General features: G+C 74.3%; 19 protein-coding genes and 1 tRNA gene. 16 read left to right on the forward strand and 4 right to left on the reverse strand.

The window, feature by feature from the left end; all coding sequences use genetic code 11:
- The first annotated feature begins 127 nt into the window (after positions 1-127).
- From QQS41_RS00110 to QQS41_RS00160, 11 genes are all read left to right on the forward strand, one after another.
- Positions 128-1,006 carry a ParA family protein gene (locus QQS41_RS00110; protein WP_448850687.1) on the forward strand — a complete coding sequence of 293 codons (879 nt, stop codon included), beginning with the start codon at positions 128-130 and terminating at the stop codon, positions 1,004-1,006.
- 98 nt (positions 1,007-1,104) lie between these two features.
- On the forward strand, positions 1,105-1,920 hold the full coding sequence (locus QQS41_RS00115) for a segregation and condensation protein A (RefSeq protein WP_448851911.1): 816 nt from the start codon (positions 1,105-1,107) through the stop codon (positions 1,918-1,920).
- Between the two features lie 405 nt (positions 1,921-2,325).
- Positions 2,326-4,746, forward strand: a complete 2,421-nt coding sequence (locus QQS41_RS00120; RefSeq protein WP_448850688.1) for a carbon starvation CstA family protein — start codon at positions 2,326-2,328, stop codon at positions 4,744-4,746.
- 1 nt (position 4,747) lies between these two features.
- Positions 4,748-4,939 (forward strand): YbdD/YjiX family protein, encoded by a 192-nt coding sequence (locus QQS41_RS00125; RefSeq protein WP_448850689.1) that lies wholly within the window; start codon positions 4,748-4,750, stop codon positions 4,937-4,939.
- A gap of 91 nt (positions 4,940-5,030) precedes the next feature.
- The gene (gene scpB, locus QQS41_RS00130; protein ID WP_448850690.1) at positions 5,031-5,579 is read left to right on the forward strand and encodes an SMC-Scp complex subunit ScpB; all 549 of its coding nucleotides are present in this window, start codon (positions 5,031-5,033) and stop codon (positions 5,577-5,579) included.
- A gap of 164 nt (positions 5,580-5,743) precedes the next feature.
- Positions 5,744-7,048 carry an adenosylmethionine--8-amino-7-oxononanoate transaminase gene (locus tag QQS41_RS00135; protein ID WP_448850691.1) on the forward strand — a complete coding sequence of 435 codons (1,305 nt, stop codon included), beginning with the start codon at positions 5,744-5,746 and terminating at the stop codon, positions 7,046-7,048.
- Positions 7,045-7,698 (forward strand): dethiobiotin synthase, encoded by a 654-nt coding sequence (bioD, locus tag QQS41_RS00140; protein ID WP_448850692.1) that lies wholly within the window; start codon positions 7,045-7,047, stop codon positions 7,696-7,698. Before QQS41_RS00135 ends, bioD begins: the two co-directional genes overlap by 4 nt.
- 305 nt (positions 7,699-8,003) lie before the next feature.
- Positions 8,004-8,819, forward strand: a complete 816-nt coding sequence (locus tag QQS41_RS00145) for a pseudouridine synthase (RefSeq protein WP_448851912.1) — start codon at positions 8,004-8,006, stop codon at positions 8,817-8,819.
- Positions 8,820-8,851: 32 nt separating this feature from the next.
- The gene (gene der, locus QQS41_RS00150; RefSeq protein ID WP_448850693.1) at positions 8,852-11,239 is read left to right on the forward strand and encodes a bifunctional cytidylate kinase/GTPase Der; all 2,388 of its coding nucleotides are present in this window, start codon (positions 8,852-8,854) and stop codon (positions 11,237-11,239) included.
- A 198-nt stretch (positions 11,240-11,437) separates the two neighbouring features.
- Positions 11,438-12,397, forward strand: coding sequence for a PASTA domain-containing protein (locus tag QQS41_RS00155; RefSeq protein ID WP_448850694.1), 960 nt, complete (start codon positions 11,438-11,440; stop codon positions 12,395-12,397).
- A gap of 119 nt (positions 12,398-12,516) precedes the next feature.
- Positions 12,517-12,593, forward strand: a tRNA-Pro gene (locus QQS41_RS00160).
- A 126-nt stretch (positions 12,594-12,719) separates the two neighbouring features.
- On the opposite strand, the gene QQS41_RS00165 is transcribed toward QQS41_RS00160, so the two are convergent.
- From QQS41_RS00165 to rraA, 4 genes are all read right to left on the reverse strand, one after another.
- Positions 12,720-13,328 (reverse strand): GH25 family lysozyme, encoded by a 609-nt coding sequence (locus tag QQS41_RS00165; RefSeq protein ID WP_448850695.1) that lies wholly within the window; start codon positions 13,326-13,328, stop codon positions 12,720-12,722.
- A complete protein-coding gene (gene amrS / locus QQS41_RS00170; protein WP_448850696.1) occupies positions 13,325-14,437 on the reverse strand; it encodes an AmmeMemoRadiSam system radical SAM enzyme in 1,113 nt (370 codons plus the stop codon). The genes QQS41_RS00165 and amrS overlap by 4 nt, the downstream gene beginning before the upstream one ends.
- Entirely contained in the window at positions 14,434-15,867 is a 1,434-nt protein-coding gene (gene amrB, locus QQS41_RS00175; protein ID WP_448850697.1) for an AmmeMemoRadiSam system protein B, read from the reverse strand. Before amrB ends, amrS begins: the two co-directional genes overlap by 4 nt.
- A 170-nt stretch (positions 15,868-16,037) precedes the next feature.
- Positions 16,038-16,517 (reverse strand): ribonuclease E activity regulator RraA, encoded by a 480-nt coding sequence (gene rraA, locus QQS41_RS00180; RefSeq protein WP_448850698.1) that lies wholly within the window; start codon positions 16,515-16,517, stop codon positions 16,038-16,040.
- Positions 16,518-16,733: 216 nt separating this feature from the next.
- On the opposite strand from rraA, the gene secA2 reads away from it, so the two are divergent.
- The 5 genes from secA2 to QQS41_RS00205 all read left to right on the forward strand — a co-directional run bounded on the left by secA2 (position 16,734) and on the right by QQS41_RS00205 (position 21,761).
- Entirely contained in the window at positions 16,734-19,001 is a 2,268-nt protein-coding gene (gene secA2, locus QQS41_RS00185) for an accessory Sec system translocase SecA2 (RefSeq protein WP_448851913.1), read from the forward strand.
- Between the two features lie 24 nt (positions 19,002-19,025).
- Positions 19,026-19,832: a CDP-alcohol phosphatidyltransferase family protein gene (locus tag QQS41_RS00190; protein ID WP_448850699.1), complete on the forward strand. Its 807-nt coding sequence runs from the start codon at positions 19,026-19,028 to the stop codon at positions 19,830-19,832.
- 151 nt (positions 19,833-19,983) lie between these two features.
- Entirely contained in the window at positions 19,984-20,418 is a 435-nt protein-coding gene (odhI, locus tag QQS41_RS00195) for an oxoglutarate dehydrogenase inhibitor Odhl (RefSeq protein ID WP_448850700.1), read from the forward strand.
- Complete coding sequence (gene ftsR / locus QQS41_RS00200) at positions 20,418-21,140, forward strand: transcriptional regulator FtsR (RefSeq protein WP_448850701.1); 723 nt, start codon at positions 20,418-20,420, stop codon at positions 21,138-21,140. The genes odhI and ftsR overlap by 1 nt, the downstream gene beginning before the upstream one ends.
- A 3-nt stretch (positions 21,141-21,143) precedes the next feature.
- Complete coding sequence (locus QQS41_RS00205) at positions 21,144-21,761, forward strand: bifunctional nuclease family protein (RefSeq protein WP_448850702.1); 618 nt, start codon at positions 21,144-21,146, stop codon at positions 21,759-21,761.
- Positions 21,762-22,054: the final 293 nt, after the last annotated feature.

Raw genomic sequence — 22,054 nt, forward strand, 5'->3', positions numbered from 1 at the left:
GCCGCGCGGCCCGCGGTCGGGGCGGTAGGCTTGACGGGAGCGCGGGACGCGCGCTGTCGCGGGGCCGCCCGCGGCGCCGCCGCGAACCGCCGACGGAAGCAGACGAGTCCAGGAAGAGGGGTTGACCGTGAGTGATGGCGCCTTGTTCGACGCGGAGAAGGCGCGCGTCGGCCTGACGGGCCGGCCCCTGCGCGAGCTGCCCGAGCCCGGCCCCGTCGACCGCAGCCGCCGCGCCCGCATCCTGGCGATGTGCAACCAGAAGGGAGGCGTCGGCAAGACCACGTCGACCATCAACCTCGGCGCGGCGCTGGCCTCCTACGGCCGCCGCGTGCTGCTGGTGGACCTGGACCCGCAGGGAGCGCTGTCCGCGGGCCTCGGGGTTCCGCACGAGGAGCTGGACATGACCGTCTACAACCTCCTCATCGACCCGTCCGCCGACGTCCGCGACTGCATCCACGGCACCGCGACGAAGGGCCTGGACCTGGTGCCGGCGAACATCGACCTGTCGGCGGCGGAGATCCAGCTGGTCAATGAGGTCGGCCGCGAGCAGGCCCTCGGCCGGGCGCTGCGCCCGGTGATGCGGGAGTACGACTACATCATCATCGACTGCCAGCCGTCGCTCGGCCTGCTCACCGTCAACGCGCTGACCGTGGCGCGCGGGGTCATCATCCCGATGGAGTGCGAGTACTTCTCGCTGCGCGGCCTGGCGCTGCTGACGGACACGGTGGAGAAGGTCCGCGACCGCCTGAACTTCGACCTCGAGGTGCTCGGCATCCTGGTCACCATGTTCGACCGCCGCACCCTGCACGCGAAGCAGGTGATGGAGCGGCTGCTGGAGGTGTTCGGCGACACCGTCTTCGACACCGTCATCACCCGCACCGTCCGGTTCCCGGAGACGTCGGTGGCCGGCGAATCCATCCTGTCGTGGGCGCCGAAGGCCGACGGCGCCGCCCAGTACCTGGCGCTGGGGCGAGAGGTCATCGAGCGCGTCGAGGACGGGGAGTAGCCGGCGTGGCGGAGGCCGCGGACGCGACGCCCGCGACCCCCGGCGACGCGGCGCCCGGGGACGCGGCGCCCGCGGACGCCGGGCCCGCCGACGCCGAGGTGCTGCGCGACGGCGCCGGGGTCCAGGAGGAGATCACCGGCTTCCGCGTGGCGCTGGCCAACTTCACCGGCCCGTTCGACCTGCTGCTGCAGCTCATCGGGCAGAAGAAGATGGACGTCACGGAGGTGGCGCTGGCGGCGGTGACCGACGAGTTCATCGCCTACACCCGCAGCCTCGACGCGGTGTCGGACCTGGACGAGATCACGGAGTTCCTCGTCGTCGCCGCGACCCTGCTGGACCTGAAGACCGCCCGGCTGCTGCCGCGCGGCGAGGTCGACGACGAGGAGGACCTGCAGCTGCTGGAGGCCCGCGACCTGCTGTTCGCCCGCCTGCTGCAGTACCGCGCCTACGGACGGGTCGCCGACATGATGGCGGAGTGGCAGCGCGGCGCCCCGCGGCGCCACGTCCGCGCCGTCGGCCTGGAGGACCGGTTCGCCGACCTGCTGCCGCCGGTGAAGCTGGGCATGGACGCCGACGAATTCGCGCGCTTCGCGGCGGTGGTGATGCGCCCGAAGCCCCCGGAGGAGGTCGGCGTCGGCCACATCCACCAGGTCCACGTCTCCGTGCCGGAGCAGGCGGGCCGCGTGCTGGACACGCTGAAGATCGCCGGCGAGGGCACGTGGCTGACGTTCGACAAGCTGACGGCCGACTGCCGCATCTCCATGGAGGTCGTCGGCCGGTTCCTGGCGCTGCTGGAGCTCTACCGCGCGAAGGCCGTGGGCCTGGACCAGCCGGAGCCGCTGGGGGAGCTCGGCGTCGCGTGGACGGGCCTCGACGTCGACCCGTCCGTCGTCGCCGCCTCCAACTGGGAGTAGCCGGGGCGTGACGACGCGCTCCGCGCCGCGCGGGGCCCCGCTCGCCGCGCGGGTGACGGGATGCCCGCGGGCTCCCGCGCCCGGCGCGGCCGCCTCGCCCCGCGGGGGTGCGCCGGGGGTGCGTCGGGCCGCGGGCGGCGGCGCGGCGGGCCTGGGGAGCCGCCGGGGCCGGTGGCGGGCACGCTCTTCGCCCTGACCTGTGGGAATCATCGGCCCGGACCCATCAATCCCGTGTCGCGGGAACCGTCGCAAAGCAAAACAATGCGGCGTGCACCGCGCGACGCTGCGCGAAATCCTCGCCACACGCTGCGGCGACGTGCTAAAAACCATGCGTTGTTATTCATCCGTGCGCGTGCCGTCCCGTCACATGGGACGCCGCGCCGCCTTCCGTGGAGGAGGTCCCGCATGACCGCATCCGTCGCGCCGCCCCCGGGCCGCGAGGACGTCGAGCTGCTGCAGCCCGACACGTCGCTGCCCCCGGTGGGCTACGTCGACCGCCGACCGATGTCGGGGGCCAAGAAGCTCGTCTTCGGCGTCATCGCCGTCGTCGCGGCCGTCGGCTGGGCGATGATCGCGCTCGCCCGCGGCGAGTCCGTCAACGCCACCTGGCTGGTGCTCGCCGCCGTCGGCTCGTACATCATCGGCTACCGCTTCTACGGGCGTCTCATCGAGTACAAGGTCATCCGCCCGCGCGACGACCGCGCCACCCCGGCGGAGATCCGCAACGACGGCAAGGACTTCATGCCGACGGACCGCCGCGTCCTGTTCGGCCACCACTTCGCCGCCATCGCCGGCGCCGGCCCCCTGGTCGGCCCGATCCTGGCGGCGCAGATGGGCTACCTGCCGGGCACCATCTGGATCGTCGCCGGCGCCGTGTTCGCCGGCGCCGTGCAGGACTACATGGTGCTGGCCATCTCCACCCGCCGCGGCGGCCGCTCGCTCGGCCAGATGATGCGCGACGAGATGGGCCGCGTCGGCGGCTTCTTCGGCATGATCGGCATCCTCGTCATCATGATGATCCTCATCGCCGTGCTCGGCGTGGTCATCATCAACGCCCTCGCCGAGTCCCCGTGGGGCGTGTTCTCCCTGGCGATGACGATCCCGATCGCCATCTTCATGGGCCTGTACCTGCGCTTCCTGCGCCCGGGCCGCGTCTCCGAGACGTCCATCATCGGCGTCGTCCTGCTGGTGCTGGCCATCGTCGCCGGCGGCTGGGTCAACGCCGACCCGGTCTGGCACGAGATGTTCCACTGGGACAAGCTCACCCTGGCGTGGGCCCTGGTCGGCTACGGCTTCCTGGCGTCGGTGCTGCCGGTGTGGCTGCTGCTCGCCCCGCGCGACTACCTGTCGACCTTCATGAAGGTCGGCGTCATCGTGCTGCTGGCCGTCGGCATCCTCATCGCCCGCCCGGTCATCCAGATGCCGGACGTGACGAAGTTCGCGCTCGACGGCACCGGCCCCGTCTTCGCCGGCGAGCTGTTCCCGTTCCTGTTCATCACCATCGCCTGCGGCGCCCTGTCGGGCTTCCACTCCCTGGTGTCCTCCGGCACCACCCCGAAGCTGGTGGAGAAGGAGTCCCAGGTTCGGATGATCGGCTACGGCTCGATGATCATCGAGTCCTTCGTCGCCGTCATGGCCATGTGCGCCGCGGTCATCCTGGACCAGGGCCTGTACTTCGCGATGAACGCCCCGGCGGCGCTGACCGGCGGCGAGGCCGCCACCGCCGCCGAGTACGTCAACGGCCTCGGCCTCACCGGCCCGGGCATCACCGCCGAGCAGCTGAGCGCCGCCGCGGCGGCGGTCGGCGAGGAGTCCATCGTCTCCCGCACCGGCGGCGCGCCGACGATGGCGTTCGGCATGTCCCAGATCCTCGCCGACGTGTTCGGCGGCGACGCCCTGCAGGCGTTCTGGTACCACTTCGCCATCATGTTCGAGGCGCTGTTCATCCTCACCACCGTCGACGCCGGCACGCGCGTCGCGCGCTTCATGCTCACCGACGCCGTCGGCAACATCCCGGGCCTGGGCAAGTTCAAGGACCAGTCCTGGACGCCGGGCAACATCTCCGCGTCCCTGGTGGTCTGCGGCGCCTGGGGCGGCATCCTCATCATGGGCGTCACCGACCCGCTGGGCGGCATCAACATGCTGTTCCCGCTGTTCGGCATCGCCAACCAGCTACTCGCCGCGATGGCGCTGACGCTGGTGACCGTCGTCGTCATCAAGAAGGGCCACGTCAAGTGGGCGTGGATCCCGGGCATCCCGCTGGTGTGGGACCTGGTGGTCACGATGACGGCGTCGTGGCAGAAGATCTTCAGCCCCGACACGAAGATCGGCTACTGGGCGCTGCACGCCGCCTACAAGGCGGGCGACCCGAAGGTCATCGGCGACAAGTCGCCGGAGGACGTCGCCGCCGTCATCCGCAACACCGCGGTGCAGGGCACGCTGTCCATCATCTTCGCCGGCGTCACGCTGCTGGTGGTCATCGTCGGCGTCATCGTCATCGTCCGCGCGCTGCGCGAGGGCGCCGCGTCCGGCCGCGAGGTCGACGTCCACGAGGACCCGGAGGTCCCGTCGCGCTTCTTCGCCCCGCGCGGCCTCGCCTCCACCCCGGTGGAGAAGGAGATCCAGGCGCAGTGGGACGCGCTCGACGACGAGGCGCTCCGGCGCGCGAGCCGCGCCACGCACGCCGACGCCGCCGCGGTCGGCCTGGTGCACGACCACGCCGCGGGCGAGGCCTGCGACCACGCGCATGACGACGGCCACGCGCATGACGACGGCCACGCGCACGCGCACGGCGACGGCGCCCCCGGCGCCGGGAAGGGGGCCTGACATGGCTGCCGTCCTCAGCGCCCTGCGCGGCGTCGCCTGGTACTTCGGCGAGCTGATGGGCGACCACGACTACGCCCGGTACTGCGAGCACCTGCGCCTGCACCACCCGGACCAGCCGGTGCCGACGGAGCGCGAGTACTGGCGCCGCCGCCACGCCGACGAGGCCGCCAACCCCGGCGCGCGCTGCTGCTGACGCCGCCGCGGCGGGAACCGTCGCAAAGCAACCGCAATGACGCCCCCGCACCCTCCCGGTGCGGGGGCGTCCCCGTTGTAGGCTCACCCGCATGAGCCTGCCCCCGATCGACCCGCTGCGCGCCGGCCTGGAGTCCATCCTCCTCGTCGTCGACAACCCCGTCGCCCCCGCGGACCTCGGCAGGGCCCTCGGCGCCGACCCGTCCGACGTGCGGGAGGCTCTGGAGGGGATCCGGCGGGAGTTCGACGAGCGCGGCGCCGGCTTCGACCTGCGGGAGACCGCCGAGGGCTGGCGGCTCTACACCCGCCCCGACCACGCCGAGGCGGTGGAGGCGTTCCTCCTCGACGGCACCCAGACCCGCCTGTCGCGCGCGGCGCTGGAGACCCTCGCCGTCGTCGCCTACCGGCAGCCGGTGACCCGCCAGCAGGTCTCCGCCGTCCGCGGCGTCAACGTCGACGGCGTCATGCGCACCCTCCACGCCCGCGGGCTCGTCGCGGAGCAGGGGGAGGACCCGTCCACCGGCGCGCACCTGTACGTGACGACGCCCCTGCTGCTCGAGCTGCTCGGCATCGAGAGCCTCGACGCCCTGCCGGATCTGGCGCCGCTGCTGCCCGACGTCGACCTCATCGACGAGCCGTAGCGCGGGGCCTCCCGCGGGGCGGCGCCCGCCGGAGCCGCGGCGTCTGCGCGCGCACCCGCGGTGGTGCCGGCGGTGGCGCCGGTCCACCGCCCGCGACCTGCATTGAACGCCGTTCGGGCGTAGTCGCGGCCGCGTCATGATCGCCGTTCAGTACGGTGGATCCCATGACCTCTCCCGTGCCTCCCCGCATGACCCCGGAGGAGATCGCCGCCTACGACCGGGCCCACGTGTGGCACCCCTACGGCCCCATGCCCGGGACCGTGGACGCGCTGCCGGTCGAGTCCGCCGAGGGCGTCCGCATCCGCCTCGCCGACGGCCGCGAGCTCATCGACGGCATGAGCTCCTGGTGGGCCGCCGCCCACGGACACTCCCACCCGCGCCTCGTCGCCGCCGCGACCGGACAGATCGGGCGGATGAGCCACGTCATGTTCGGCGGCCTCACCCACGAGCCCGCCGTGGCGCTGGCCCGCGACCTGGTGGAGATGACCGACGGGCCGCTGGAGAAGGTCTTCTTCAGCGACTCGGGCTCGGTCTCCGTCGAGGTCGCGGTGAAGATGGCGCTGCAGTACGCCCGCGCCACCGGGCCCCCGGAGCGCACGAAGCTGCTGACCTGGCGCGGCGGCTACCACGGCGACACCTTCGCCCCGATGAGCGTGTGCGACCCCGACGGCGGCATGCACTCGCTGTGGCGCGGGCCCCTGGCGGAGCAGGTCTTCGCCGATCGGCCCCCGGCCCGCGGCGCCTCGGAGGAGGAGCGCGCCGCCTACCTCGATCACCTCGCGGGATGCGTCACCGACGAGGTCGCTGGCGTCATCGTCGAGCCGGTCGTCCAGGGCGCCGGCGGCATGCGCTTCCACGACCACGAGCTGGTCGCGGGCGTGCGCCGGCTGTGTGACGAGCGCGGCATCCTGTTCATCGCCGACGAGATCGCCACCGGCTTCGGCCGCGCCGGCGACCTGTTCACCACCTCGGCGGCCGGGGCGACGCCGGCCATCCTCTGCGTCGGCAAGGCGCTGACCGGCGGGTTCATGTCGCTGGCGGCGACCATCACCACCGCCGAGGTCGCGGAGGCCATCTCCCGCGCCCACGGCGGCGTCATGCACGGCCCGACCTTCATGGCCAATCCGCTGGCCTGCGCCGTCGGCCACGCCGCGATGGGGCTGGTGCGCGAGGGCGCGTGGCGTGACGACGTGCCCCGCATCGAAGCCGGCCTGCGCCGGGGCCTCGAGCCCCTGCGCGGAACCGACGGGGTCGCCGACGTCCGCGTCCTCGGCGCCATCGGCGTCGTGGAGATGGAGCGGCCCGTCGACATGGGCCGCGCCACCGCCGCCTGCGTCGACGCCGGGGTGTGGCTGCGGCCGTTCGGGAAGCTGGTCTACGCCATGCCCATGTTCGTCAGCGGCGACGACGACGTCGCCGCCATCTGCCGCGCCATCGCGGCCATCGCGGAGGAGGAGCGGAACCGGTGAGCATCACCATCGTGACGGGAACGGGCACCGACGTCGGCAAGACCGTCGCCACGGCGGCCCTCGCCGCGCGCGAGCTGGCGGAGGGCCGGGCGCCGCGCGTCGTCAAGCCCGCGCAGACCGGCGAGTCCGAGGGCTCCGGCGACCTCGCCACCGTCGCACGCCTGACCGGCGTGGACGACCTGCACGAGTTCGCGCGCTACCCGGAGCCGCCGGCGCCGGCGACCGCCGCCCGCCGTGCCGGCGTGGAGCTGCTCGACCTCGGCGAGACGGCCCGGCGCATCGGGAAGCTCGACGACGGCCGGCCGGTGCTGGTCGAGGGCGCCGGCGGCCTTCTGGTCCGCATCGCGGAGTGGACCATCGCCGACCTGGCCGCCGAGCTCGGCGCGCCCGTCCTCGTCGTGTGGTCGACGGGCCTCGGCAGCCTCAACCACGCGGAGCTCACCGTCCGCGAGCTGGAGCGCCGCGGTCTGGAGTGCGTCGGCCTCATCGGCGGATCCCTGCCCGCCGAACCCGATCTGGCGACCCGCTGCAACGCCGACGACCTGCCGGCCGTCACCGGCGTGCCCGTCCGCGCGTGGATCCCCGCCGGCTCCGGCGCGTGGCCGCGGGAGCGGTTCCCCGCCGAGGCGCCGGGGTGGTTCGCGTCGTAGGGGCCGGCGCCCGGGTCGCCCTCGCGTTCGCGTGACGACGGCCGCCGCGCCGGCCGCCTCGCCGGCCGCCTCGCCCGCGGCCGTGGCGCGGCGGGCCGATGCCGCGGGTCAGCGGCGTTCTCCGGTTGGGGAGGGGAGCGCCGGGGAAGTAGACTCGGCAACCGCATCAACCCCTCGAAGAAGGACATGACGTGACCCCACCCGCTCGCCGAGACGGCACACCGGAGAACACGGGCGGCGCGAGCCGCCGCGAGGAGCAGTCGCGGCGCGACCGCGAGCGCCACGGCGCCCAGCGCGCCGCCGACATCTACGTCTCCCAGGCCAGGCCCGCCCGCCACCAGCACGTGGACCGCGACGACAAGCCGCGCCGCCGCGGCGGCGGCGAGGACGGCGTCCGCCTGCAGAAGGTCCTGGCCCAGGCCGGCGTCGCCTCGCGCCGCATGTCGGAGAAGCTCATCGAGCAGGGCCGCGTCGAGGTCGACGGGAAGATCGTCACCCGCCAGGGCGTGCGCGTCGACCCGGACACGCAGGTCATCCGCGTCGACGGCTCCCGCGTCATCGTCGACGAGTCGAAGCAGTACTTCGCGCTCAACAAGCCGCGCGGCGTCCAGTCGACGCTGCACGACGACCAGGGCCGGCCCTGCATCGGCGACATCATCGACGAGCGGCTGGCCTCCGGCCAGCGCCTGTTCCACGTCGGCCGCCTGGACGCCCAGACGGAGGGCCTCATCCTGCTCACCAACGACGGCGAGCTGGCCAACCGCCTCATGCACCCCCGCTACAACGTCACGAAGACGTACCTGGCGACGGTCGTCGGCGAGATGGACAAGGCCGACTGCTCCCGCCTGATGAAGGAGGGCGTGGAGCTGGAGGACGGCCCCGCGCGCGCCGACTTCGCCCAGATCATCGACGTGTGGCAGGGCCGCACCATCGTGCGCGTGGAGCTGCACGAGGGCCGCAAGCACATCGTCCGCCGCATGCTCAAGGCCGCCGGCTTCCCGGTCGAGCGCCTGGTGCGCACGAAGATCCACACCGTCCAGCTGGGCGAGCAGACGCCGGGCGCCCTGCGCGCCCTCAACCGCGCCGAGCTGACGTCCCTGTACAACGCGGTGGGCCTGTGACGGCCGCCGACCGGATCCACGAGGAGGATCGCATGACCGACGACGCCACCGAGGCCGTCCTCGTCGCCATCGACGGCCCGTCCGGCACGGGCAAGTCCACCGTCTCCCGCCTCGTCGCGGAGCAGCTGGAGGCCAAGTACCTGGACACCGGCGCGATGTACCGCGTCGCGACGCTGTGGGCCCTGCGCCGCGGCGTCGACCCCGCCGACGCCGCCGCCGTCGCCGAGGCGACCGCCGACCTGCCGATGGAGGTCTCCGACGACCCGCGGTCGACCGCCGTGCTGCTGGACGGGGAGGACGTGTCCTCCGAGATCCGCGGCGCCGAGGTGACCCGCAACGTCTCCGCGGTCTCCGCCATCCCGGAGGTCCGCGCCAACCTCGTCGCCCTGCAGCGCAGCCTCGCCCGCGGTGCGGGCCGCTGCGTGGTCGAGGGCCGCGACATCGGCACCGTGGTGCTGGACGACTGCCCGGCGAAGATCTACATGACCGCCTCCGCCGAGGTCCGGGCCCGCCGCCGGTACGACCAGGACGTCGCCGCCGGCCGCGACGCGGACTTCGACCAGGTGCTGGCCGACGTGGTGCGCCGCGACGAGCTGGACTCCGGCCGCGCGGCGTCGCCGCTGCGCCCGGCCGACGACGCGGTCATCCTCGACACCTCCGAGCTGGCCATCGACGAGGTCGTCGAGCGCATCCTCGACGTCGTCGACGAGGCCTACCCGGGCCTGTTCTATGACGCGGAGGAGGACGGCGGGGAGGACGTCGGCGACGATGCCGGCTCCGGCGCGGCCGATGCCGGCGCGGCCGACGGCGCCGTCGCCGCCACGGGCGCCGGCACCACGACGACCGCAGCCGCCGGTTCCGCCGTCGGCGCCCCGCGCGACGTCGACGGCGCCGAGGCCCACGAGGTCCGCCGGGCGGAGCACGCCCCGGCGCCGGACGCCCCGGAGGACTCCGACGCGGTGCTCGACCGCGCGCTGGCCGACCACGCCGACGTCATCGACGACGCCATCGCCCGCGCCGAGGCCGGCGCGTTCGGCGACGACGAGGACTGGGACGCGCTGGAGGAGGCGTTCGCCGCGCTCGGCGGCGACGTCGACGAGGAGGAGGCGCTGCCGACGGTCGCCATCGTCGGCCGACCGAACGTCGGCAAGTCGACGATGGTCAACCGCTTCATCGGCCGCCGGGAGGCCGTGGTGGAGGACTTCCCGGGCGTCACCCGCGACCGCATCAGCTACCTCGGCGACTGGGCCGGGCGCCGCTTCTGGGTGCAGGACACCGGCGGCTGGGACCCGGACGCCAAGGGCATGCACGCCGCGATCGCCCGCCAGGCGGAGAACGCCATGGCCACCGCGGACGTCATCATCATGGTCGTCGACACCACCGTCGGCGTCACCGCGACCGACGAGGTGATGGCCCGCCGCCTGCAGAAGGCGGACCAGCCGGTCATCCTGGTGGCCAACAAGTTCGAGTCCGACGCCCAGCTGGGCGACGTGGCGGAGTTCTGGTCGCTGGGCCTCGACGAGCCGCACCCGGTCTCCGCGCTGCACGGCCGGGGCAACGCCGACGTGCTGGACTGGGTCGTCCGCAACTTCCCGGACGTGCCGCGCGCGGCCGCGCAGCCGACGGGCCCGCGCCGCGTGGCGCTTGTCGGCAAGCCGAACGTCGGCAAGTCGAGCCTGCTGAACAAGATCACGGGCGAGGAGCGCGCCGTCGTCAGCGACGTCGCCGGCACCACCGTCGACCCGGTGGATTCGCTGGTGCAGCTCGACGGGGCGCTGTGGCGCTTCGTCGACACGGCGGGCCTGCGCAAGAAGGTCCGCCAGGCGCAGGGCCACGAGTACTACGCGTCGCTGCGCACCCGCGCCGCCATCGACGCCGCCGAGGTGTGCATCTTCCTCGTCGACGCCTCGGAGCCGGTGACGGAGCAGGACCAGCGCGTGCTGCGCATGATCCTCGACTCGGGCCGCGCCCTCGTCGTCGCCTACAACAAGTGGGACCTCATGGACGAGGACCGCCGCGAGCTGCTGGAGCGCGAGATCGACCTCCAGCTGTCGCACGTGCCGTGGGCGCGCCGCGTCAACATCTCGGCGAAGACGGGCCGCGCGGTGCAGAAGCTCGAACCGGCGATGCTGGAGGCCCTGGAGAGCTGGGACACCCGCATCAGCACCTCGCGCCTGAACACGTGGCTGCGCGGCATCCTGCAGCAGACCCCGCCGCCGATGCGCGGCGGCCGCCTGCCGCGCGTGCTGTTCGCGACGCAGGCGTCGACGCGCCCGCCGGTGATCGTGCTGTTCACGACGCACTTCCTGGAGCACGGCTACCGCCGCTTCCTGGAGCGCAAGCTGCGCGAGGAGTTCGGCTTCGCCGGGTCCCCGGTGCGCATCGCGGTGCGCGTGCGCGAGCGCCGCAAGCGCAAGTAGGCACGCACGGGGCCCGGGTTCGTCCGCTTTCCGACGGGACCCGCCCGGCCCCGCGGCCGCCCGCCCGGCGCCCCTCCCGGTCATCGTGCCGGGAGGGGCGCCGATTGCCTTGCCGGGGTGATCCGGTGCACAGTGGATGGGCCGAACGGGCGGCGCCCCGCCGCCCGAGACCATGTCCACCACGAGGAGACGACGATCATGGCCGACAACCGCACCGGCCGCTTCCCCGGCGACGACGAGCCCACCCGCCACGTCGGGCGCGCCGGGTCCTGGAACGTCCCGGGCGACGACGACCCGACGCGCGTCCACGGCGACGCCCGCGCGTGGTCGAACACCGGCGACAACCCGACCGAGTTCATCGGCCGGGGCCGGCCGGACGAGGAGACGCGCATCGCCGACGCCGACTTCGCCGGCGGCGCCTCCTACTCCCGCCCGGAGCCGCAGGCCCCGTCCCGCGACGCGGCCGGCGGCCAGTACTGGGCGCCGCTGACGCCGGAGGAGCAGGGCTACGACGACCGCGGCTACGGCCGGCCGGACGACCGCGGCTACGGGCATTCCGGCGACCGGGGCCCCGGCTACGGCCGCGGGGACCGGTACGACGACTACGACGGCTACGACGACCGCCGGGATCGCCGGGGCCGCGACCGTGATCGGGGCCGCGGCCGCGGCGGCGCGACCACCGCGGTGGTCGGGATCGTCGCCATCGTGGCGGTGCTGGCCCTGCTGTTCTGGTTCGTCTCCTCCCGCGATTCCGGCGAGGGCACGACGCCGGCGCCGACGACCTCCGAGGCTCCGCCCTCGCCGACGACGTCGGAGACGCCGACGACCACGGAGTCGACGCCGACGGAGAACCCGCTGCAGGACCAGCTCGACGGGCTGCGCGAGGAGGTCGAGTCGCTGCGGGAGAACCCGCCGGCCATCCCGGGCCTTCCCGGCGCGGAGGTGACGGAGCAGCAGATCCCGGACGCCGTCGGCAAGTCCCCGGGCGAGGTGGAGCTGAACCTGCGCCGCCTGGGCTTCCAGGACATCACCGTCTACGACGCGCAGGGCACCCCGACGTCGACGCTGACGAACCTGACCGGCACGGTGGCGTCCATCGAGCCGTCGGCGGGCTCGGTCGTCTCGACCGACACCCCGATCGTCATCCGCCTGCAGTAGCGGCGGTCCCGGCGGCCGCGCCGCACCCCGATGGCGCGTGACCTGGGGATTGGCCAGAGCGGATGACGGTGTTGTAATCTACGGGGGTTGCCGACCGGGTTCGACCCGGTCGACGGCGGCGGACTGTGGCGCAGCTTGGTAGCGCACCTCACTGGGGGTGAGGGGGTCGCAGGTTCAAATCCTGTCAGTCCGACCACGCACGGCCCCGGCGGTTTCCCGCCGGGGCCGTTTCGCATGCCCGGGCAGCGCCGCCCGGGTCGCCGCCGCCGCGGGTTCCGCCCGCCGTCCGGGTCACCGGGTCATCGCGTGACGACGGCACCCGTCACGCCCCGCGCCGGGCGCTGACGTCGACGGCGAACCCGGCCAGCTGCGCCGAGTCGGTGAACTGCCACATCCCGGGCGAGGTGCCCCGGAAGGGCCGCCAGGCCCGGTGGCCGTCGCCGGGATAGCCGGCCCCGCCCGGCCACTGCGCCAGCCACAGCCCGCCGAGATCCGGGGCGGGGCGCCACCGCCAGTAGGAGCGCATCGTGTACATCCCGGCGACGCGCCCGCCGGCGGCGCGCAGGGCGTCCGCGGCGGCGTGGACGTCATCGGCGGTCAGCCGCGCCGGCGTCTCGCAGTCCAGCCACACCGGGGCGTCCTCCGCCCCGGCGCCGCGCAGCTGCCGCATGACGACGCCGGCCTGCTCCGCGAACGTCGTCCCCTCCGACGTGTGCCGGACGTACCAGTAGGACGAGACCTCCAGGCCGTTGTCCCGCGCGTCGGCGATGTGCGAGGCGCAGCAGCGGTCGGCGTACGTGCCGTCGCAGGCGCGGACGACGGCGAAGCGCATGCCGGCGTCGGCGGCCGCGGCCAGCGGCAGCCCGTCCTGCCACTCGGAGACGTCGACGCCGAAGTCGACGCCGCCGCGTGGCGCCCATCCGCCGCTCACCGGCCGATCCTCACCGGGATGCGCCGCGGCCCGAACGTCCCCGGCCGCGCCTCCCACGTGCCGGGCACGCGGCATCCGCAGGTTCCGCAGCGGCCCGCGTCGTCAAGCCCCCAGTGCAGCAGCCGGTACCAGTCGCGGACGATGACCGCGCTCCCGCAGCCCGGGCACCGCGTCGTGCCGCCCTCCGGATCGTGGACGTTGCCGGTGTAGGGGAACAGCTCGCCGGCCTCCAGGGCGATGCGGCGGGCGCGGGCGAGCGTCTCCGGCGGGGTGGCGGGCACGTCGGTCATGCGGTGGGCGGGGTGGAAGGCGCCGAAGTGGTGGGGCGTCTCCGGGCCGAGCTCGGCGACGACCCAGTCGCACATGCGGCGCAGCTCCGCGTCGGAGTCGTTGCGCCCCGGGATGACGAGGGTGGTGATCTCCAGGTGGATGTCCGTGGTCGCCAGCCACCGGAGGTTGTCGAGCACGACCTCCAGCCGGCCGCCGGTGAGCTTCCGGTAGAACTCCGGCGTGAACGCCTTCAGGTCCACGTTGACGGCGTCGAAGGCGCCGAAGAACTCCTCCCGCGCCGCCGGCTCGATGTAGCCCGCCGTCACCGCGATGGTCCGCACCCCGCGGGCCCGGCAGGCGCGGGCGACGTCGATGGCGTACTCGGCGAAGATGATCGGATCGTTGTACGTCGCCGCCACCGCCGATGCCCCGGCCCGCACCGCCGCGTCCGCGATGGCCTCCGGCGTCGCCTCCTGCGCGACGGCGTCGATGTCGCGGGCGGTGCTGATGTCGTGGTTCTGGCAGAACCGGCAGCCCAGGTTGCAGCCCGCGGTGCCGAAGGACAGCACCGCCGTGCCGGGCAGGAAGTGGTTGAGGGGCTTCTTCTCCACCGGGTCCAGGCAGAAGCCGGAGGAGCGGGCCCACGTGTCCAGCACGATCCGGTCGCCCTCGCGGGCGCGGACGAAGCAGAAGCCGCGCTGCCCGTCGCGCAGGCGGCAGCGCCGCGGGCACAGGTCGCAGCGCAGGCGGTCGCCGTCGCGGCTCCACCAGCGCGCGGTGCGGCGATCGGACGCGGGTACGCCGGCGCCCGGCGCGGGGGCGAGGGGAGCGGCGGTCATTCCGACCACGCCCTCACGCCGTAGCGCTCCAGGCGCGCGCCCTCCGGCCACGTGCCCGGGGGCAGGCCCGCCTTGACGACGAGCCGGTCCACGAAGTCCCGCGGCTCCGGCAGCTGCTCCCACACCTGGGGCAGGAACGTGCCGCGCCGGGCGCCGGCCGTCAGCGTTGCGCCGTCGACGCCGGGGCGCAGCGCCGCCGCGGCATCCGCCGCGGACCGCACGCCGGGCACCGGCTCCGGCGGGGTCAGCACGGAGACCTCCACCGACACGCCGTCGAGCTCCCCGGCCGTCAGGGGCGGGAACCGCGGGTCGCGGACGGCGGCGGCGACGGCGTTGGCGCGGACGTCGTCCAGCAGCGGCCGCCGCGGCTCCAGGGAGCCGATGCAGCCGCGCAGCCGTCCGCCGGCGGTCAGCGTCACGAACGCCGCCCCCGGCGCCGCGAGCCACGGATGGGCGGGGAGATGCGCGGCGGGGTCCGCGCCGGGGAGGGTGCCGTCGTCACGCGCATCCGCGGAACCCGCGCCGAGCGCCTCCGCGATCGCGGCCCGGGCCACCGCGGGCAGCCGCGTGCCGAGCTCGTCGAACCGCAGGGCGGCGTAGCCCACGACGCGGCGGGGATCCCCGTCCGGCACGTCCGCCGAGGTCCGCGCGGCGAGCAGCTCCGGGGCCAGGCCCGCCTCGCGCGCATGCGCCACGAGGCCGTTGAGAGGCACCGCGCCGCACGCCCGGCGCGGCGGCAGCGGACCGTCGAGGCGCAGCACGCGGTCCAGCGTGTCGTCGTCGACGCGCCTCGCCTGTTCCTGCGGCAGGAAGTGCGACAGGTCGGTGCTGACGACGTAGACCGCACCCGGGTCCGCCAGCACCGCCGCGGCGAGACGCGCCATCTGCTCCGGCGTCGCGTCGCCGGCGACCAGCGTCACCACGGGCAGCCCCGGCGCGAGCATCTGGATGAGCGGCAGCTCGACTTCCACGCAGTGCTCGTCGCGGTGGACGCCGGGGGAGACGACGAGCAGATCGCCGAGCTCCTCCCGCAGCCGGTCGACGACGTCGGCCGGCACGGGTACGTCGCCCAGCGGGGTGCGCAGCGCATCCGCGCCGGGCAGCGCCACGCCGCGCACGGGCACGCGGTGGGCGGGGCCGCAGACGACGGCGTGGGTGGCGCGCGACCAGTCGACCTCGTTCAGCGCGATGGCGGCGAGCCCGCCGGAGTAGCGCAGTCCCGCGTGCGGGGCGACGACGGCGCGGGGAGCGGGGAGGGGAACCGGGCGCGCGCCCTCGTGCGACCCCGGGCGGGCGTCTCCGCCGTCCCCCTCGCGTCCGGCGGCGTGCCCCGCGGCGGCCGCGAGCAGTCCGTCGACCGTCGCCCGCAGCTCGTCCGGGTCGGCGGGGTAGAACAGGCCCGCGACGGCGGGCGGGCGGATCCGGGTCATGGCGCACCTCCCTCGCGCGGGCGGCACGCGCGGCGCCCGCGCACCCCCATGGTACGGCCGCGCCTGGCGCGGACCCTCCCGTCAGGGGGCCCGCGCCGGGCGCGGATGGTGAGGCCGCCGCCGGGTCGCCGCCGTCGCGTGACGACGGCCCCCGCCGCGGCCCCTGCGCGTCAGCGCACGACGATGCCGTCGGAGTCGCAGTAGACGTGGTCGCCCGGGCGGAAGACGACGCCGCCGAAGCTCACCGGCACGTCGCGCTCGCCCTCGCCGGTCTTGGTGGACTTGCGGGGGTTGGTGCCCAGCGCCTTGCAGCCGAAGTCCTCCATCGTGCCGATGACGGCGGAGTCGCGGACGGCGCCGTGGACGATGACGCCGGCCCAGCCGTGGTCGCGGCCGAGGGCGGCGATGATGTCGCCGACCAGCGCGGTGTGCAGGGAGCCCGCGCCGTCGATGACCAGGACGCCGCCGTCGGAGTCCTCGCCGAGGATGGACTTCAGCAGGGCGTTGTCCTGGAAGCAGCGGACGGTGGTGACGGGGCCGTGGAACTCGACGCGGCCGCCGATGTCGCGCAGCTGCAGGTCGCAGCTGCGCACGTCGGCGCCGATCTCGTCGACCAGGTCGGCGGTGGGGATGAAGCCGGAGTCGGCCATCGTGATGCTCCTCGGGGGGGGGGTCGTGGTGTCGGGTCCGCCGCGTCGTCGCCCGGGCTCCCGCCCGGCGCGGCGTGCCCGACGTTACCGCGCCGCCGACGGCGCCGGGACGGACTGCGTTAGGCTGGGAAAACCGCGTGCCGGCGGCGCCCCCGCCCGGGGGCCCGCCGCCGGCGACCGACATGCAGACGGATGGGAGAGTGGCGCGTGGGGCGCATGAACTGGTTCTGGAGGGCCCTCGGCGGCAAGCAGGGGCGCGACCAGAAGCGCAGCGTCGCGCTGGTGGAGGAGGCCGCGGCCCTCGAGGAGGAGCTGCGGGCGCTCACCGACGCGGAGCTGGCCGAGCGGGCCCGCGCCGACCGGGAGGAGGCGCCGCAGCTGCTGGCCGCGCTGCGGGAGGTCTCCCGCCGCGCCATCGGCCTGCGCCCCTTCGACGTGCAGCTGCAGGGCGCGCTGCGCCTGCTGGAGGGCGACGTCGTGCAGATGGCCACCGGCGAGGGCAAGACCCTCTCCGGCGCCCTGGCCGCCGCCGGCTTCGCGCTGCGCGGCGAGCGCGTCCACTGCGTCACCGTGAACTCGTACCTCGCCGGCCGCGACGCGGAGTGGATGGGCCCCGTCTTCACGGCGCTCGGGCTCACCGCCGCCGCCGTCGGCGAGCACGACGGCCCGGACGCCCGCCGGGAGGCCTACGCCGCCGACGTCGTCTTCGTCGCCGTCAACGAGCTCGGCTTCGACGTGCTGCGCGACCGCGGGGCCCTCGACGTCGCGGAGCGCGTCATGTCCCCGGCGAAGGTCGCCATCATCGACGAGGCCGACTCGGCGCTGGTCGACGAGGCGCTGGTGCCGCTGGTGCTCGCCGGCTCCGAGCCGGGCGCGGCGCCCACCGGGAAGATCACCGAGATCGTCTCCCGCCTGGCGCCCGGCGCGGACTACACCGTCGACGAGGGCCGCCGGAACGTCTTCCTCACCGACACCGGAGCCCGCCGCGTGGAGCGGCTGCTGGACATCGGCAGCCTGTACGACTCCGCCCACGTCGGCACCACCCTCACCCAGGTCAACGTGGCGCTGCACGCCCGTGAGCTGCTGCAGCGCGACGTCCACTACATCGTCCGCGACGGGAAGGTCGCGCTCGTCGACGGCTCCCGCGGCCGCGTCGCCGACCTGCAGCGCTGGCCCGACGGCCTGCAGGCCGCGGTGGAGGCGAAGGAGGGCCTCGACGTCACCGAGGGCGGCCGCGTCCTGGACACCCTAACCATCCAGCAGCTCGTCGGCCGCTACCCGGTCACCTGCGGCATGACGGGCACGGCGGTCGCCGCCGGCGACCAGTTCCGCGAGTTCTACGGGCTGCGCGTCTCCGTCGTCGAGCCGAACGTGCCGTGCATCCGCGAGGACCACCCGGACCGCGTCTACGCCACCACCGACGACTCGTTCGCCGCGGTCGTCCGCGAGATCGTCGAGATGCACGCCACGGGCCGGCCGGTGCTCGTCGGCACGCGCGACGTCGCCGAGTCCGAGCGCCTCGCCGACGCGCTGGTGCTCGAGGGCGTGGAGTCCAACGTCCTCAACGCGAAGAACGACGAGGCGGAGGCCGCGGTCATCGCCGAGGCCGGCCGCCCCGGCACGGTGACCGTCTCCACCCAGATGGCCGGCCGCGGCACCGACATCCGCCTCGGCGGCGCCGACGAGGCCGACCGCGACGAGGTCGTGGAGCTCGGCGGCCTCTGCGTCATCGGCACCGGCCGCCACCGCACCGCGCGCCTGGACGACCAGCTGCGCGGCCGCGCCGGGCGCCAGGGCGACCCGGGCTCGTCGGTGTTCTTCGTGGCGCTGGACGACGACGTGGTGCGCGAGGGCGGCGCCGGCGAGGAGCTCGTCGTCACGCCCGACGACGACGGCTTCATCGACGATCCCAAGGCGTCGTCGTACGTCGACCGCGCGCAGCGGGTGACGGAGGCGACGATGCTGTCCATCCACGCCACGACGTGGAAGTACAACAAGCTCATCGGCGACCAGCGCGCCATCCTCGACGAGCGCCGCGAACGGCTGCTCGTCACCGACCTGGCGTGGGAGGAGCTGTCGGCTCGCGCCCCGGAGCGCGCCGCCGAGGTCGAGCGCATCGCCGGGGAGGACAACGCCCGGGCGGCGGCGCGCGGCATCATGCTGCACCACCTCGACCGCGGCTGGTCCGACCACATCGCCGCGCTCGACGATCTGCGGGAGTCGGTGCACCTGCGGGCCCTGGCGAAGGAGAGCCCCATCGATGAGTTCCACCGCGCCGCCATCGCCGCGTTCAAGGGCCTGGCCGCCGGCGCCGTCGACGACGCGGTGCGGACGTTCTCCTCCGTCGAGGTGACGGCGGACGGCGTCGACTTCGAGGCCGAGGGCCTCGGCCGCCCGACGTCGACGTGGACCTACATGGTCAACGACAACCCCTTGTCCGGCTCGGGATCGGCGCTGGGCGCCATCGCCGGGATGTTCCGCTGACGCGCACCGGGTAGCGTGCCGGGCGTGGAGCAGCAGGGCAGGGCCCCGGCGGATCCGGGGACACGTGACGACGGGACCCGCGCCGCGGGCGATCCCGCCGCCGGCGGGCCGGCCGCCCGCGCCAGGGATGCGGCGCGCCGGGGTGCCGCGCGCGCCCGCGACCGCTACGACGCCCGCGACGAGGCGGTGCGCCGCCGGCTGGGCGTGCGCCAGGAGGGCCACCTGGCCCGCGCGGTGCCGCCGGAGGTGGAGGACGAGGCGCGCCGCCAGGCCGGCCGGCCCAGCGACCGCGTCCTCACCATCCCCAACGCCCTGTCGGTGCTGCGCATCCTGCTCGTGCCCGTCTTCGCCTGGCTGCTGCTGGGCCCGGGCGAGCCGGGCTGGGCGCTGGGCGTGCTCGTCGCCTCGACGGTGACGGACTGGCTCGACGGCAAGATCGCGCGCGCCTTCGACATGGGCTCGCGCATCGGCGAGTACCTCGACCCGATGGCCGACCGGCTGCTCATCATCGTCGCCCCGGTGACGTTCGTGCTGGCCGGGATGCTGCCGTGGTGGATCGCGGCGGTGCTCGTCGCCCGCGACGTGGCGCTGGCGCCGACGCTGCTGGCCTACCGCGCCCGCGGGGTGCGGCCCCGGGTGATGTACCTGGGCAAGGCCGCCACCTTCGCCCTGATGTGGGCGATCCCGCTGTACCTGGCGTCGGTGGCGGGCTGGTCGTTCTCGCCGCTGTTCGCCCCGTGGGCGTCGGCGCTGTTGATCTGGGGGGCGGCGCTCTACGTGTGGACCGGCGTCCTCTACGTCTGGCGGGCCGTGCGCACCTGGCGCCGGTGACCTGCGGCGCCGCGGATCGGCATCCCCCGGCCGGGTGGGGCGCGCCGCGGATGATGCCGGATTGCGACCCGGCCGGGCCTCCGCGAGGTGGCGGCAATGGCTATGATTCGAAGGGTAAGCGGAAATCACATGATTGACCGGAGGAAGACACATGACTGACAACGCCGGGAAGCCCGAGGCTTCCGTCGAGACCACCTCGGTGTTCCGCGCCGATCTGCTCAAGGAGATGGAGTCGGGCGCGGGCCAGGACCAGGCCGTCTCCGGCGTCGAGGGCCTGCCCGAGGGTTCCGCGCTGCTCGTCGTCAAGCGCGGCCCGAACGCCGGCTCCCGCTTCCTGCTGGATCAGGCGGTGACCACCGCCGGTCGCCACCCCGACTCCGACATCTTCCTCGACGACGTCACGGTGTCCCGCCGCCACGCGGAGTTCCGCCTGGAGGACGGCTCCTTCGAGGTCGTCGACGTCGGCTCCCTCAACGGCACCTACGTCAACCGCGAGCCGAAGAACTCCGCCGCGCTGGCCAACGGCGACGAGGTCCAGATCGGCAAGTTCCGCCTCGTCTTCCTCAGCGCGGGCAAGGACGCGTAGTGGCGGCCCTGGCCGCACGCGGGACGAGCTCCGGCGAGGGCGGCCGCGGGCCGTCGATGAGCATCGGCAAGGTCGTCGAGATCCTGTCCGCCGAGTTCCCGGACATCCGGCACTCGAAGGTCCGGTTCCTCGACGAGCAGGGCGTCGTCGTGCCCGAGCGCACGGAGGCGGGCTACCGCCGCTACTACGGCGATGACGTGGAGCGGCTGCGCTACGTCCTGACGCTGCAGCGCGACCAGTACCTGCCGCTCAAGGTCATCCGCGAGCAGCTCGACCGTTTCGACGAGGCGCAGGCGGGGGAGGGCTCGGTCACCCCGATCGTCCGCCCCGGCTCCTTCGCCTCCGCCCCGGCGCTGCGCCTGACGGCCGCGGAGCTGGCGGAGCGCGCCGGCGTCGACGAGTCGTGGATCGGCGAGCTCGCCGCCGCGAAGATGCTGTTCCCCGACGCGATGGGCATGTACCGGGACGAGGACGCGGCGATCGCGTCCGCCGCCGGTCAGCTGCGCTCCTACGGCCTCGACGTGCGCCACCTCCGGTCGCTGCGCTCGTCGGTGCGCCGGGAGGCGGACCTTATCGCCGGCGCCGTGGCGCCCCTCGCCCGCTCCCGCCGCGACGACGCGGCGGATACCGCGGAGGAGCGGTCGCGCGAGATGGCGCAGCTGGTCACCCGCCTGCACGCGGCGTGGCTGCAGAACGAGGTCGGCCGCGGGACGGGGCGGTAGCCGATGCCGGACTTCACCGCCGCCGACGGCACCCGCTTCGTCGAGGTCGCCGTCCACGGCGTCCGCCACCAGGCCCCGGGCGGCGAGCCGGTGCTCATTCTGCACTGGGTCGACGGCGCCCGGGTGCTGCCGGTGTGGATCGACCCGGGCGACCAGTGGAAGCTGATGCCCGCGGAGACCGCGCCGCGCCGGCCCACCGCCCGCGAGGCGCTCGCCGACATGATCGAGCTGTGCGGGGGAGAGATCCTGCGCGCCGACGTCACCGGCTGCCACGAGGGCGTGTTCATCGCCCGCCTGGTCGTCGGCGGCGTCGTCGGCTCCCAGTTCGGCGACGAGTCGGACGAGGTGCACCTGGACGTGCGCGCCTCCGACGCCGTGGCGATGGCCCTGGACGCCGAGGCGCCGGTGTGCGCCTCCCGCGACGTGCTGGATTCGGCGTCCATCGCCGCCGGCCCGGTCGTGGAGTCGGACGAGGACCGCGAGGCCGCGGCCCGCGACTCCGTCGACGAGTTCCGCCGGTTCCTCGACTCCATCGACGCCGCCGACTTCGGTGACGGTTCGGGCGGCGATTCCGGCGACGCGGACGGCCCGGGGGGATTCCCCGGCACGCCGCGCGAATGACACAGGGGTAACTCACAGGGGTAGCATTCGTCACACCAGTCACAGGTGTCACATCGGCCCCGGAACGACGGCCCAGCTCCCTGAGCTGGGCTTTCGTCGTGTCCGGGGGATCCGGGCGCCCGTCCGGGCATCGGCGCCCAAACCTGAAGGTTGAAGTTGAACTTGAATGTTTCGGCGTGTCCCCCGATATTCTGTTGACAGTGTCCTAGCCTTGGCGAAGGATGAATCACACCAGTGCCGTTCCCCTGGTCAACGCGGAGATCCGCGGGCGGGGGAGGCGGCACGCGAGCGCA

The organism is Corynebacterium sp. 335C (genome assembly GCF_053525695.1).

Bases quoted from the DNA above. Each gene is read 5' to 3' on its own strand.
- QQS41_RS00120 (WP_448850688.1), top strand. From the start codon at position 2,326: ATGACCGCATCCGTCGCGCCGCCCCCGGGCCGCGAGGACGTCGAGCTG.
- QQS41_RS00125 (WP_448850689.1), top strand. From the start codon at position 4,748: ATGGCTGCCGTCCTCAGCGCCCTGCGCGGCGTCGCCTGGTACTTCGGC.
- scpB (WP_448850690.1), top strand. From the start codon at position 5,031: ATGAGCCTGCCCCCGATCGACCCGCTGCGCGCCGGCCTGGAGTCCATC.
- QQS41_RS00135 (WP_448850691.1), top strand. From the start codon at position 5,744: ATGACCTCTCCCGTGCCTCCCCGCATGACCCCGGAGGAGATCGCCGCC.
- der (WP_448850693.1), top strand. From the start codon at position 8,852: ATGACCGACGACGCCACCGAGGCCGTCCTCGTCGCCATCGACGGCCCG.
- QQS41_RS00155 (WP_448850694.1), top strand. From the start codon at position 11,438: ATGGCCGACAACCGCACCGGCCGCTTCCCCGGCGACGACGAGCCCACC.
- amrS (WP_448850696.1), bottom strand. From the start codon at position 14,437: ATGACCGCCGCTCCCCTCGCCCCCGCGCCGGGCGCCGGCGTACCCGCG.
- amrB (WP_448850697.1), bottom strand. From the start codon at position 15,867: ATGACCCGGATCCGCCCGCCCGCCGTCGCGGGCCTGTTCTACCCCGCC.
- rraA (WP_448850698.1), bottom strand. From the start codon at position 16,517: ATGGCCGACTCCGGCTTCATCCCCACCGCCGACCTGGTCGACGAGATC.
- secA2 (WP_448851913.1), top strand. From the start codon at position 16,734: ATGAACTGGTTCTGGAGGGCCCTCGGCGGCAAGCAGGGGCGCGACCAG.
- odhI (WP_448850700.1), top strand. From the start codon at position 19,984: ATGACTGACAACGCCGGGAAGCCCGAGGCTTCCGTCGAGACCACCTCG.
- QQS41_RS00205 (WP_448850702.1), top strand. From the start codon at position 21,144: ATGCCGGACTTCACCGCCGCCGACGGCACCCGCTTCGTCGAGGTCGCC.